Raw genomic sequence first — 12,175 nt, 5'->3', positions numbered from 1 at the left:
CCGTCGTGTACATCGCAACCGCTCGACAAGCTCCAGCCGCGGGTGGCACCGGCAGGATCGCGGCGAACGTGCTCGCGCTGGGCGCGGTTTCCCTGCTCACCGACATCTCGTCGGAGATGGTCACCGCGATCCTGCCGCTCTACCTCGTGCTGGGACTGGGGTTCTCCCCGCTGCAGTTCGGTGTGCTCGACGGCATCTACACCGGCGTGACGGCACTGGTTCGCGTTGCCGGCGGACACGCGGCAGACCGCTGGCAACGGCGCAAGCTCGTCGCCGGGCTCGGGTACGGGATCTCGGCGCTGGGCAAGCTCGGCCTGCTCGCCGCCGGGACCTCGGCCGGTGCGATGGGGCTCGTGCTGGCCGGGGATCGAACCGGCAAGGGCTTGCGCACCGCGCCGAGGGACGCGCTGATCACGTTGAGCAGCGAGCCCTCGGCGCTCGGACGCGCCTTCGGTGTCCACCGTGCCATGGACACCGTCGGCGCGTTCCTCGGCCCGCTGGTCGCGTTCTGTCTGTTGTGGACGCTGCCGGCTCGGTACGACGTGGTGTTCGTCGTCAGCTTCTGCTTCGCGGCTGTCGGTTTCCTGGTGCTCGTTCTGTTCGTCCGTGATCACCGCGACGTGCTGCCACGCGTCGCGGTGTCGCTTCGGAGCGCCTTCGGGTTGTTGCGGTCCAGGCCGTTCCGGCGGGTCTGCCTGGTCGCGTGCGGCCTCGGGCTGCTGACGCTGGGAGACGGGTTCGTCTACCTGTTGCTGCAGAAGAAGCTGAACGTCGAGGTCGCCTACATCGCGTTGCTGCCCCTCGGCACGGCCGGCGTGTACCTGCTCGCCGCCGTGCCGATCGGCGCGCTGGCCGACCGGGTGGGGCGGTGGCGGATCTTCCTCGCGGGCCACCTCGCGCTGCTCGGCGCGTACCTGCTGTTCTTCGGTGCGTCCGGAATCCCTTTGCTGGTAGGGGTTCTGCTGCTGCACGGGTTGTTCTACGCGTGCACCGACGGCGTGCTGATGGCCGTCGCCGGGCCGATGGTGCCGGAGGAGCTGCGCACGTCCGGTCTGGCCCTGCTCCAGACCGGCCAGGTGCTGGCCCGTGCGTGTTCGTCTGTCCTGTTCGGCGCTCTTTGGACGTGGTTCGCTTGATGAGGATCCTGATCGTCGTCGCGGCCGTGATCGTTCTGGGCATCGGTGCGACCGCGTACGCGCTGCGCTCACCGGACGAGGTTGTCGTCGCAACGGAAGCGGGACCGGTCGAACTGACTCCCGGCAGGCTGCTGTTCGTGGACGACGCCAGCGGCAAGGTGGCTTCCGTGCCGTTGTCCTCACCCGCCGGTCCCCGTCGGGTGAGTTCGTTGTCCTGCAAGCGTTTCTACACGGCCGCGCGGCAAGGGCTGTGCCTCGCGGACGCGTCGCGGCCGATGCCGGGTGCGACGGCGGTGTTCGTCGACCAGGCGTTGACCGAGCGGCGGCGGGTGGAGGTGGCGGGCGTGCCGAACCGCGCCAAGCTGTCGGCGGACGGACGGATGGCGTCGTGGACGACGTTCGTGACCGGTGACTCGTACGCGCAGTCGAACGCGTTCTCCACGCGCACCGGGATCTTCGACACCCGGACCGAGGAGTACGCCAGCAACATCGAGGGCCTGCGCGTCGAGGGCAGGAAGATGACCAACGACATGAACTACTGGGGCGTCACGTTCACCTCGGACGACCGCCTCTTCTACGCCACCCTCGGCGTCGGCGGGAAGACCTACCTCATCCAGGGCGACGCGGTCGACAAGTCCGCGAAGGCGTTGCGGGAGAACGCCGAATGCCCGTCGCTGTCACCGGACGGCAGGCGCGTGGCGTTCAAGAAGCGGGTGCCCGGCGACGGCGCGCGGCCGTGGCGGGAGCACGTGCTGGACCTGAGCACGATGGTGGAGACACCGCTGGCCGAGACGCGTGGGATCGACGACCAGGTCGTGTGGCTCGACAACGACACCATCGCCTACGGCCTGCCGGGTGAGGGCATCTGGGCCGTACCGGCGAACGGGGAGGGCGCGCCGCGGCAGCTGGTGCCGCACGCGTCCTCCCCGTCGCTGGTTATCGGTTAGCCCTGTTGACGGCCGACACGATCGCGCGGAACGAGGCGGCGACCGTGGAGCTGTCGATGCCGACGCCCCACAGCACCCGGTCGCCCACCGCACATTCGAGGTAGGCGGCGGCGCGGGCGTCGTCACCGGCGGACAGCGCGTGCTCGGCGTAGTCCAGCACCCGCACGTCGTAGCCCACCGACGCGAGCGCGTCGACGAACGCGGCGATCGGACCGTTGCCGGACCCGGTGATCTCCTGCTGCTCGCCGTCGATCAGCAGCGTCGCGGTGATCTCCTCGTGCCCGCTGCCGTCCGACGACGCCTTGTGCTTGAGCAGGTACAGCGGCACCCTGCCGTGCAGGTACTCCTCCGCGAAGGCGTCCCACATCTCCTTCGGGTTGATCTCGCCGCCCTGCGTGTCGGTGACCTCCTGGATCACCTTCGAGAACTCGATCTGCAGGCGCCGCGGCAGGTCCAGGTGGTGCTCCTGCTTCATGAGGTAGGCGACGCCGCCCTTGCCGGACTGCGAGTTGACCCGGATGACGGCCTCGTAGTTGCGGCCGACGTCCTTCGGGTCGATCGGCAGGTACGGGACCTCCCACGGGAAGTCGTCGACGTGCTGCCCGGCGTCCTTGGCGTCGGCCTCCAGGGCCTCGAAGCCCTTCTTGATCGCGTCCTGGTGGGAGCCGGAGAACGCGGTGAACACCAGGTCGCCGCCGTAGGGGTGGCGCTCGGGCACCGGCAGCTGGTTGCAGTACTCGACCGTGCGCCGGACCTCGTCGATGTCGGAGAAGTCGATCTGCGGGTCGATGCCCTGGCTGAACATGTTCATCGCCAGCGTGACCAGGCAGACGTTGCCGGTCCGCTCACCGTTGCCGAACAGGCAGCCCTCGATCCGGTCCGCACCGGCCAGGTAGCCGAGCTCCGCCGCGGCGACACCCGTGCCGCGGTCGTTGTGCGGGTGCAGGCTCAGGATGATCGAGTCGCGCCGGTCGAGGTTGCGCGACATCCACTCGATGCTGTCCGCGTAGACGTTCGGGGTGGCCATCTCCACGGTCGCCGGCAGGTTGATGATCAGCGGCTTCTCCGGCGTGGGCTGGATGACCGCCGTGACGGCGTTGCAGACCTCCAGGGCGTACGTGAGCTCGGTGCCGGTGTAGGACTCCGGGCTGTACTCGTAGCGGAAGTCGGTCTCCGGGTAGTCCTTCTCCTGTTCCTTGGCGAACTTCGCGGCGTCCACGGCGATCTTCTTGATGCCTTCGCGGTCGCTGCGGAACACCACCCGGCGCTGCAGGATCGACGTCGAGTTGTAGAAGTGGACGATCGCCTTGTTCGCGCCGCGCAGCGACTCGAACGTGCGCGCGATCAGCTCCTCACGGCACTGCGTCAGCACCTGGATGGTGACGTCGTCCGGGATCGCGCCGTCCTCGATGATCTCGCGGACGAAGTCGAAGTCGGTCTGGCTGGCCGCGGGGAAGCCGACCTCGATCTCCTTGAAACCCATCCTGACCAGCAGGTCGAACATCTTGCGCTTGCGCGCCGGCGACATCGGGTCGATCAGGGCCTGGTTGCCGTCGCGCAGGTCCACCGCGCACCACAGCGGAGCCTTCTCCACGCGTTTCGTCGGCCAGGTGCGGTCCGGTACGTCGACCACTTCGACCAGCTCGTGGAACGGGCGGTAGCGGTGGAACGGCATGCTGCTGCCCAGCTGGGGGTTCCACTTCGGCTGGGAGTCCGGGGCCGGGCGCGCGGGCTTGCGGATGCGGCTGTTACCGGAGGTGTAGGCGTCTGGAGAGGTCATTTTGGGTGCTCCGTGCTGGTCGTGATGGAAACGACCGGCGGCAACGCTGAATCCCGCGACGGGGGGCCGGTCTGATCAGACCCCGTCACGGCAGCGAAGCAGGAGGGAACGCCACACGCTGCACAGAGTAGCCACAGATCGGGGCGGGACGGAACCGCGTCGCCCGGATCGTGGGACGGGACGCGGTGCGGGTGGTGGTCAACCTGCAAGTTTCGCGGCGCTCTGAACTGGGAAAAGTTCAGGCATGTCCAGATTACGTACGACCAGTGGCCGCGGCACGGCTTCACGCGTGATCAGCGGCATCGGTGTGGTCTTCGCCCTGATCGAGATCCTCTACATCCTGATGATCGTGCTCGGTGCGAACCAGGCGAACGCCTTCTTCAAGTTCATCCAGTCGCTCGCCGAGCCGCTCGCCCTGTTCTTCCCCGGCCTCTTCAACACTGGCAACTACAACGTCGACGTGCTCCTGAACTACGGTCTCGCCGCCGTGTTCTGGCTGGTCGTGACCGGCATTCTCGCGCGTGCGGTATCCCGTTACTGAGTAGTACATTCCCGGCCTATGCGTACGCGTGCGGTCGGGATCGCGGCAGGTGTCGTCAGCTGGGTCGGCCTCGCGCTGGCGGTCGTGCTCGTCGTTCACGTCGTGCTGACCGTCGGCGGGGCCAACCCCGGCAACCCCATCACCACCACGGTGCGGGAGGTGGCCGAGCCGGTGGCGCTCGCGTTCAAGGACCTCTTCTCGCCGCCGGACGCGAAGCTGGGGGTCATCGTCAACTTCGGGCTGGCGGCGTTGTTCTGGCTGGCCGTTCGAGCGATCGTCCTGAAGCTCGTGAGGCGCCTCAACTAGGTTCGAAGGCATGGCGCGCGACGACTTCTGCAACAACTGCGGCACGGCGTATGCGGATACGCGGAGTTACCCGCGCACGTGTCCGAGTTGCACGCACGTGGTGTGGGCCAACCCGGTGCCTGTCGTGGTGTTGCTGGTGCCGGTGAAGGACGGGCCGCGCACCGGGTTGCTGACGGTGCGGCGGGCGATTCCGCCGGTGGGGGAGCTGGCGTTCGTCAGCGGGTTCATGGATCGCGGGGAGTCGTGGCAGGAGAGTGCCGCGCGCGAGCTCGAAGAGGAAGCCGGGCTGCGGGTCGATCCCGGTGAGCTGCGGCCGTTGTACTTCGTGTCGACGCCGGACGGGGCGACGGTGTTGTTGTTCGCGACGGCGCCCGAGATCAACGCTGAGGACATGCCGCCGTTCGTGCCGAACGAGGAGGCGTCGGAGCGGAAGGTCATCTTCGAGTGCGTGCCGTTGGCGTTTCCGCTGCACAACGAGATCGCCACGAAGTACTTCCTAACCGAACAGTGACTGGCCCCAGGTGCCGGTGAAGACGGTTTCGGCGAGCGGGTGGCGCCGGCGTTCGCGCTGCTCGCGGACTTGCAGGTCCTCCGGGAGGTCTTCCAGGCGGCCCGGGCGGCCGATGGCCATGGCGACGAGCGGGCGCACGTCGGCGGGCATGGCGAAGGCCTCGTGGGCGGCCGCCTTGTCGAAGCCGCCCATCATGTGTGCGATCAGGCCCAGGTCGACGGCCTGCAGGGCGATGTTCTCCATGGCCAGGCCCAGGCCGAACTCGACGTTCGGGAGGTCGCCGCGGTCGTCCGCGGTGATCACGCAGCCGATGAGGAGCACGGAGGCGCGGAAGGCCCAGGTCTTGTTGCCGGGGCGGAGGGTGTCGAGGATCGCGTCGAACGTCGGCGTGCCGCGGTGGCCCACCACGAAGCGGGCCGGTTGGCTGTTGCCGTGGGACGGGGCCCAGCGGGCCGCTTCCAGCAGGGTGCGCAGCTCGTCGTCGGAGACGCTTGCGTCAGGGGAGAAGGCTCGCGGGCTCCAGCGCTGGGCGATCAGCTCGTTCATCAGATCGCATACTGCCAAACGGCCAGCGAGTAGGCACCGAACCAGGCGCTGAACAGGGTGGCCAGGCCGAGCACGGTCAGCACGGTGGACAGCCGGCGGCGGGCCAGGACCAGGGCCAGCGGGATCAGCAGCGTGAAGGCCGGCAGCAGCAGGCGCGCCTTGGAGTTCATCAGGCCGTTCGAGCCGAGGTCCATGACCAGTACGCCGATGCCGTACACGATCAGCGGCCACTCCAGGCGGCGCTGGAAGGCGTAGAAGACCAGGACGATCGCCGCGATCAGCAGCCAGACGGTGCCCGTTTCGAGTTCCGAGCGAGGGTTGCCGAGGTGCTCGAAGGCGAACTTGAGGGTGGCGGCGCCGCCGTCGAACTTCGAGTTCCAGCCGCGTTGCTGCACGCCGAACCAGCCCGCCAGGTCGCCGGTGCGCACCGCCACCCAGCCCAGGTAGCCGAGCAGGCCCAGCGGGGCGACGAGGCCGCCGACCCACGCGCGCCAGTCGTGCCGGTCGGCGACGATCGCCACCAGGGCCGCGAGCACGACCGCCGCGATCAGGGCGGCCGCGGTGGGGCGGACCAGGCCCGCGGCCGCGCAGCAGACGCCCGCGAGGATCCAGCGCTTGCGCACCACACCGACCAGGGCCCACGCGGCGAACGCGCAGAAGGTCGCCTCCGAGTAGGTCATCGACAGCACGACGGCCATCGGGGAGGCGGCGAACAGGGTGACCAGGACCAGGCCCGCCGCCGTGGAGCCGGTGCGCACCGTGCGGCCGAGCACGAACAGGGCGTAGGCGCAGAACAGGCCGCTGATCACGCTCACCGCGAAGCCGGCGCCCTCCACGCTCACGCCCGGCAGGCCGTGCACCCACCTGACCAGCGCCGGATAACCGGGGAAGAACGCGAGCGGGGTCTCGGCGGTGCGCCTGCCCGCCGCGTCGGCCAGGCGGGACGGGACGTCGTTGTAGCCGCCGGCGGCGATGCCGAGGAACCACTCGCCGTCCCACGACCTCAGCTCGCCCATCGCGGTCATCGCCGAGCCGCGCAGCTCGTTCTGGTAGTCGACCACGAGCTGCAACACGTACACGCCGACCTGTCGCACGAACAGGTAGATCAGCGCCGGGACCGACCACAGCGCGGCCGGATGTTCGAGCGCCGCGGCCAGCCGTGAGCGCGCACCGTTCTCATGCACGGCCTCTGGGGCCTCCACGTCAAAGGCGGTCGACGACACCCGGACAGAGTAGTCACGCGTGTCACGGCTCCAGAGTCTCACCAGGTGGTCCGGGTAGGCTGCCTACGACGTGCAGTTTTAGTCGCGTGAAGGAGGTCAGGTCGGTGGCGCTCGTCGTCCAGAAGTACGGCGGTTCATCGGTTGAGAGTGCCGAGCGGATCAAACGCGTGGCCGAGCGCATCGTCGCGACCAAAAAGGCGGGGAACGACGTCGTTGTCGTCGTGTCCGCCATGGGTGACACGACCGACGAGCTGCTCGACCTCGCCCGCCAGGTCTCCCCGGTGCCGCCGGCGCGTGAGCTCGACATGCTGCTCACGTCCGGTGAGCGGATCTCGATGTCGCTGCTCGCCATGGCGATCCACTCGCTCGGTGCCGAGGCCCGCTCGTACACGGGCTCGCAGGCAGGCGTGATCACGACGGCGGTGCACGGCAAAGCCCGCATCATCGACGTGACGCCGAGCCGCATCCAGGACGCCACCTCCGAGGGGGCCATCGCGATCGTCGCCGGCTTCCAGGGCGTCTCCCAGGGGTCGAACGAGATCACCACGCTCGGCCGGGGCGGCAGCGACACCACCGCGGTGGCGCTCGCGGCCGCGACCAAGGCCGACGTGTGCGAGATCTACACCGACGTGGACGGCGTCTACACCGCCGACCCGCGCATCGTGCCGAACGCGAAGAAGCTCGACACGATCACGTACGAGGAAATGCTCGAGATGGCCGCGTGTGGCGCGAAGGTGCTCATGCTCCGCTGCGTGGAGTACGCCCGCCGCTACAACGTGCCCGTGCACGTCCGCTCTTCGTTCAGCAACAAGACCGGAACGATCGTGTCCGGTTCAGTGGAGGACCTTCACGTGGAACAGGCGATGATCACCGGCGTCGCGCACGACCGGTCTGAAGCCAAGATCACCGTTACCGCCGTCCCCGACCACCCCGGCATCGCGGCCAGGATCTTCCGCGTCGTCGCGCAGGCCGAGCTCGACATCGACATGGTCGTGCAGAACGTCTCGCAGGCCGCGTCGGGCAAGACGGACATCACGTTCACGCTGGCCAAGGTCGACGGCCCGCGCGCGGTGGCGGCACTGGAGAAGGCCCGCGGCGAGATCGGCTTCGACCAGGTCCTCTACGACGAGCACGTCGGCAAGGTGTCGCTGATCGGCGCGGGCATGCGCTCGCACCCCGGCGTCACGGCGACGTTCTGCGAGGCGCTGGCCACGGCCGGCGTCAACATCGACATCATCTCCACCTCGGAGATCCGCATCTCGGTCATCTGCCGCGACACCCAGCTCGACGACGCCGTCCGTGCCCTGCACGACGCGTTCGAGCTCGGTGGCGACGAAGAGGCCGTCGTCTACGCAGGGACTGGCCGATGACCGCGCCTGTACTCGCGCTGGTTGGCGCGACCGGTGCCGTGGGCACCGTGATGATCGACATCATGAACACCCGCTCCGACTTCCCGTGGGGCGAGGTCCGGCTGATCGCGTCCCCGCGCTCGGCGGGCAAGAAGATCAGCGTGCGCGGCCAGGAGCTGACGGTCGTCGCGCTGTCGCCCGAGGCGTTCGACGGCGTGGACATCGCGATGTTCGACGTGCCGGACGAGGTCTCGGCCGAGTGGGCACCGGTCGCCGCTTCTCGTGGCGCCATCGCGATCGACAACTCCGGCGCGTTCCGGATGGACCCGGACGTGCCGCTGGTCGTGCCCGAGGTCAACGCGGACCAGATCGACAACCGCCCGCGCGGCATCATCTCGAACCCGAACTGCACGACGCTGTCGATGATGGCGTCGCTCGGTGCCCTGCACCGCGAGTTCGAGCTGAAGGAACTGGTCGTGGCCTCCTACCAGGCCGCGTCCGGTGCGGGTCAGTCCGGCATCGACCGCCTCTACGCCGAGATCAGCGCGCTGGCCGGCAAGGAGGCGGGCGTCGTCGCCGGTGACGTGGCCGAGGCGCTCGCCGCCGCCGGTCTGTCCGCCGCCGACTCGCCGTTCCCGGCTCCGCTGGTGCTGAACGTGGTGCCGTGGGCCGGTTCGCTCAAGGACGACGGCTGGTCGTCGGAGGAGCTGAAGGTCCGCAACGAGGCCCGCAAGATCCTCGGCATCCCGGACCTGAAGGTCTCGGCCACCTGCGTGCGCGTCCCGGTCGTCACCACGCACTCGCTGTCGGTCCACGCGACGTTCGCGCGCGAGGTCACGGTCGAGGCGGCGCACAAGATCTTCGAGGCCCAGCCGACGATCGTGCTCGTCGACGACCCGGCCGCGAAGCGCTTCCCGACGCCCGCCGACGTGGTGGGCGGCGACCCGACGTACGTGGGTCGCGTGCGCCAGGCGCTGGACTTCCCGAACACGCTGGACTTCTTCGTGTGCGGTGACAACCTGCGCAAGGGTGCCGCGCTGAACACCTACGAGGTCGCGGAAGAGCTCGCGAAGCGCCTCTGAGCGCCCTGCAGAGGTCTTGTCCGCAACTCGTCTGCCGGGCAGTTACGTGGATGAAGGGCTCCTTCATCCACGTCAGGTGGAGGAAGGAGCCCTTCATCCACCTCGGCAGATGGCAGCAGATGGCGAGTTGCGAACTCGGCTTCCCGTCACCTGCTCAGAAGTAGAACTCCCGCCGCCGCCCGGCCTGTTATGGTCGGGCGGCGATGGGGGAGATCGAATGGATCAGGCCGCCCCGGCTGAGTCAGGTCGTGGCCGCCTATCAAGGCTTTGCACACGGCGCGGGTGTCCGAACAGGACTCGTCGACCAGCTGGTCGCGTGTTCGGCGGAGGATCCCGCGGCCGCGCTGGCGGAGTGGGCGGCCAAGCCCGCCGTGCAGCCGGACCTGGTGTCCCGGCAGGTCACCAACAGCCGCCGGACCACCTCACAGGGGCCTGGCGCGTTGATCTGGGCGCTGCCCGCCGCCGTGCGACGACTCGAAGCGGACCGGATCCGCGAGCTGGTCGCGCTCACCCACGGCGAGGACTCGCCGGCCGCCGATGCCGTGATCGCACTGGCCGAGCACCTCTTCACACCTGAGCAGCTCGATCCCCCCGACGCCGACCCGTGCACGGCCGCCGGTGCGCTGGCGCAGGCCGTTCGTGGCGAGGGACGTGGTGTCGCGCGGGCGATCGCGGGTGCTCTGCGGGGCGGACCGGAGCACGAGATCGGACGCGTGGCCGAAGAGCTGTACCGGAGGTCGTGGTGAACCGCGAGGAGGCGCTCGCGCTGGCCGCGCCGTGGATCGCCGAGCGGGGCGAGGACTTCCGCATCGACGAGGACAGCGTGTTCCGCACGCGGGACGGCTGGGAGATCGGCTACGCGGTGCCGAGCGAGGACGGCCGTGTCCGATCGGGCGGCCGCTGGCCCAAGCAGGGCGTCGAGGTGCACGTGCTGGGCACCACGTCGGTCATCGAGGACGGCAACGTCAGGGACCGCCCGTGGGAGGCGCGGTTCGACCCCGAGCTGATCACGTTGCCCGGCATGCGCACCGACCCGAACTTCACCGCCGTCGCCGGGTGGATCGCGAAGGACGGCGGCGAGTTCCACGCGAACCCGGCGCACGTGCCCGGACCTCTCGCGTCCGGCGACCCTGTGCCGCTGACCCCGATGGAACGGTTCCTCGACTACGTCGACCGCGGTTGGTACCAGCTGGACCAGTTGGGGCACAACGGTTTGCACGGCGAGGTCCTCATCCCCGGCGAGGTGTCGGCGACCCGGTTCGACTTCCCGGACGTCCAGCCCGTCTTCACCAGGCCGGACCTCATGCCGGACGGCACGACGGCCTGGACGCGGGTCGGGCTGAACACCTTCATCACCAAGGTCTTCAGCAGGGACTTCTCCGGCACGCGCCCGGAGAAGCTGCACATCAACCCCGGCCACCGCCACGACACCGAGCTGGACCTCCGGATCTTCCCCGACGAGGCCGCGCAGCACCTGCGGATGTGCGACTGCGGGCGGTACGGCAGGTTCGTCGTCGAGCACTCACCGTGGCTGAGCAGCGCCGACATCCAGGCGCTGAAGCGCATCGCGAGCGTGCCGCCCGTCGACGTGGTGCCGGTGCGCACACTCAAGATCGAGTTCACCCTGGGCATGGACGACCAGGGCCGCCGGTTCCTCGTGCGGGAGCCGGAACCGAAGCAGGACAACGGAAAGCTGCGCGGCTGCCTGATCGGCGGGGCGATCGGCGACGCGTTGGGCGCCAACACCGAGAACCTGCCGATGGAGGTCGTCTACGAACGGCACGGCCCGGACGGCATCACGGACCTGCCGGACGACCCGGCGATCACCGACGACACGCAGATGACGCTGTTCACGTTCGAAGCGGTGATCAGGGCGCACGCGCGCAAGCGGATCACCGGCACCGCGGACGTGCTGGAAACCCTGCAACACGCCTGTCAGCGGTGGCTGCACACGCAGAAGACGCCGTGGGAGAAGGCCCGCGGCCCGCTGTCCACTCTGGACGAACCGGACGGCTGGCTGATCGGCCACCGCGACCTGTTCCGCATGCGGGCGCCGGGTTTGACCGTCACGTCGGCGTTGCAGCAGTACGCCCGCACCGGCGTGATGGCCACGAGCAGCAACCCCGCCAACAACTCCAAGGGCTGCGGCGGTGCCATGCGCGTCGCCCCGATCGCCTTCTACGCGGACGACGCCCAGCAAGCCTTCTCGTTGGCGAAGTACGCCGCCGAGCTCACTCACGGCCACCCGAGCGGCTACCTGTCCGCGGGGTTCCTCGCGGTGTTGGTTTACGAAGCGTTGCAGGGCAAAGGACTGCTCGAAGGCGTCGACTCCGCGATGAAGGAGATCGTCCGGCACGAGGACCACGAGGAGGTCGTCGCCGCCGTCGAGCACGCCGTCGAACTCGCCGCTCTCGGCGACCCGAGCGTGGCGCGCGTCGAGGAGCTCGGGCGTGGCGGTGTCGGTGACACGGCTCTCGCGATCGCGCTGTACTCGGCGTTGGTGACCGACGACCCGAACGAGGCGTTGCTGATCTCGGTCAACCACGGTGGCGACAACGACTCGACGGCGTCGATGTGCGGCAACCTCGTCGGCGCGCTGCACGGCGTCGACAGGATCCGCACCGACTGGGTCGAGCGCGTCCAGTTCCGCGAGGTCATCGACCAGATGGTCGAGGACTGGGCCGCCGAGACCGGGCCGAACCCGCCGATGGCGCAGGAGTGGTTCACCCGCTACCCGCCCTCCTAGGCTGACGT

The 12,175-nt window shown here is 69.0% G+C and carries 11 protein-coding genes and 1 pseudogene; 9 read left to right on the top strand and 3 right to left on the bottom strand.

The features are described from left to right. Positions 1-5 precede the first annotated feature (5 nt). Both ABZV40_RS01485 and ABZV40_RS01480 read left to right on the top strand, forming a co-directional pair. A pseudogene (locus ABZV40_RS01485) lies at positions 6-1,159 on the top strand (MFS transporter); the annotation flags it as partial. Beyond that, positions 1,136-2,083, top strand: coding sequence for a hypothetical protein (locus tag ABZV40_RS01480; protein ID WP_355434129.1), 948 nt, complete (start codon positions 1,136-1,138; stop codon positions 2,081-2,083). The pseudogene ABZV40_RS01485 and the gene ABZV40_RS01480, both read left to right, overlap by 24 nt. On the opposite strand, the gene leuA is transcribed toward ABZV40_RS01480, so the two are convergent. Continuing rightward, the gene (gene leuA / locus ABZV40_RS01475) at positions 2,073-3,863 is read right to left on the bottom strand and encodes a 2-isopropylmalate synthase (protein WP_355434029.1); all 1,791 of its coding nucleotides are present in this window, start codon (positions 3,861-3,863) and stop codon (positions 2,073-2,075) included. The genes ABZV40_RS01480 and leuA overlap by 11 nt on opposite strands. A 244-nt stretch (positions 3,864-4,107) precedes the next feature. On the opposite strand from leuA, the gene ABZV40_RS01470 reads away from it, so the two are divergent. Genes ABZV40_RS01470 through ABZV40_RS01460 form a run of 3 tightly spaced genes read left to right on the top strand, consistent with a single transcriptional unit; the run spans position 4,108 to position 5,221 of the window. Then, positions 4,108-4,404 (top strand): hypothetical protein, encoded by a 297-nt coding sequence (locus ABZV40_RS01470; protein ID WP_189255883.1) that lies wholly within the window; start codon positions 4,108-4,110, stop codon positions 4,402-4,404. Between the two features lie 18 nt (positions 4,405-4,422). Then, positions 4,423-4,710, top strand: coding sequence for a hypothetical protein (locus ABZV40_RS01465; protein ID WP_355434027.1), 288 nt, complete (start codon positions 4,423-4,425; stop codon positions 4,708-4,710). 10 nt (positions 4,711-4,720) lie between these two features. Then, positions 4,721-5,221 carry an NUDIX domain-containing protein gene (locus tag ABZV40_RS01460; protein ID WP_355434025.1) on the top strand — a complete coding sequence of 167 codons (501 nt, stop codon included), beginning with the start codon at positions 4,721-4,723 and terminating at the stop codon, positions 5,219-5,221. On the opposite strand, the gene ABZV40_RS01455 is transcribed toward ABZV40_RS01460, so the two are convergent. Both ABZV40_RS01455 and ABZV40_RS01450 read right to left on the bottom strand, forming a co-directional pair. Next, complete coding sequence (locus ABZV40_RS01455) at positions 5,207-5,767, bottom strand: nitroreductase family protein (protein WP_355434023.1); 561 nt, start codon at positions 5,765-5,767, stop codon at positions 5,207-5,209. The genes ABZV40_RS01460 and ABZV40_RS01455 overlap by 15 nt on opposite strands. Continuing rightward, complete coding sequence (locus ABZV40_RS01450) at positions 5,767-6,990, bottom strand: hypothetical protein (protein WP_355434021.1); 1,224 nt, start codon at positions 6,988-6,990, stop codon at positions 5,767-5,769. Before ABZV40_RS01450 ends, ABZV40_RS01455 begins: the two co-directional genes overlap by 1 nt. 104 nt (positions 6,991-7,094) lie before the next feature. Between ABZV40_RS01450 and ABZV40_RS01445 the strand changes: the two genes are divergently transcribed. The 4 genes from ABZV40_RS01445 (at position 7,095) to ABZV40_RS01430 (ending at position 12,167) form a co-directional block, all read left to right on the top strand. Then, positions 7,095-8,360 (top strand): aspartate kinase, encoded by a 1,266-nt coding sequence (locus ABZV40_RS01445; protein ID WP_355434126.1) that lies wholly within the window; start codon positions 7,095-7,097, stop codon positions 8,358-8,360. Then, positions 8,357-9,421: an aspartate-semialdehyde dehydrogenase gene (locus ABZV40_RS01440; RefSeq protein WP_355434019.1), complete on the top strand. Its 1,065-nt coding sequence runs from the start codon at positions 8,357-8,359 to the stop codon at positions 9,419-9,421. The genes ABZV40_RS01445 and ABZV40_RS01440 overlap by 4 nt, the downstream gene beginning before the upstream one ends. A gap of 203 nt (positions 9,422-9,624) precedes the next feature. Next, positions 9,625-10,167, top strand: coding sequence for a hypothetical protein (locus ABZV40_RS01435; RefSeq protein WP_355434017.1), 543 nt, complete (start codon positions 9,625-9,627; stop codon positions 10,165-10,167). Beyond that, a complete protein-coding gene (locus tag ABZV40_RS01430; RefSeq protein WP_355434015.1) occupies positions 10,164-12,167 on the top strand; it encodes an ADP-ribosylglycohydrolase family protein in 2,004 nt (667 codons plus the stop codon). The genes ABZV40_RS01435 and ABZV40_RS01430 overlap by 4 nt, the downstream gene beginning before the upstream one ends. The last annotated feature ends 8 nt before the right edge of the window (positions 12,168-12,175 follow it).

Origin of the sequence: Lentzea sp. NPDC004782, assembly GCF_040609115.1 — a bacterium.
Lineage (GTDB): Bacteria > Actinomycetota > Actinomycetes > Mycobacteriales > Pseudonocardiaceae > Lentzea.
Note: the sequence above shows the minus strand (reverse complement) of the source record. Positions and strands in the feature narration are given on the sequence as shown.

Bases quoted from the DNA above. Each gene is read 5' to 3' on its own strand.
- ABZV40_RS01480 (WP_355434129.1), top strand. From the start codon at position 1,136: ATGAGGATCCTGATCGTCGTCGCGGCCGTGATCGTTCTGGGCATCGGT.
- leuA (WP_355434029.1), bottom strand. From the start codon at position 3,863: ATGACCTCTCCAGACGCCTACACCTCCGGTAACAGCCGCATCCGCAAG.
- ABZV40_RS01470 (WP_189255883.1), top strand. From the start codon at position 4,108: ATGTCCAGATTACGTACGACCAGTGGCCGCGGCACGGCTTCACGCGTG.
- ABZV40_RS01465 (WP_355434027.1), top strand. From the start codon at position 4,423: ATGCGTACGCGTGCGGTCGGGATCGCGGCAGGTGTCGTCAGCTGGGTC.
- ABZV40_RS01460 (WP_355434025.1), top strand. From the start codon at position 4,721: ATGGCGCGCGACGACTTCTGCAACAACTGCGGCACGGCGTATGCGGAT.
- ABZV40_RS01455 (WP_355434023.1), bottom strand. From the start codon at position 5,767: ATGAACGAGCTGATCGCCCAGCGCTGGAGCCCGCGAGCCTTCTCCCCT.
- ABZV40_RS01440 (WP_355434019.1), top strand. From the start codon at position 8,357: ATGACCGCGCCTGTACTCGCGCTGGTTGGCGCGACCGGTGCCGTGGGC.
- ABZV40_RS01435 (WP_355434017.1), top strand. From the start codon at position 9,625: ATGGGGGAGATCGAATGGATCAGGCCGCCCCGGCTGAGTCAGGTCGTG.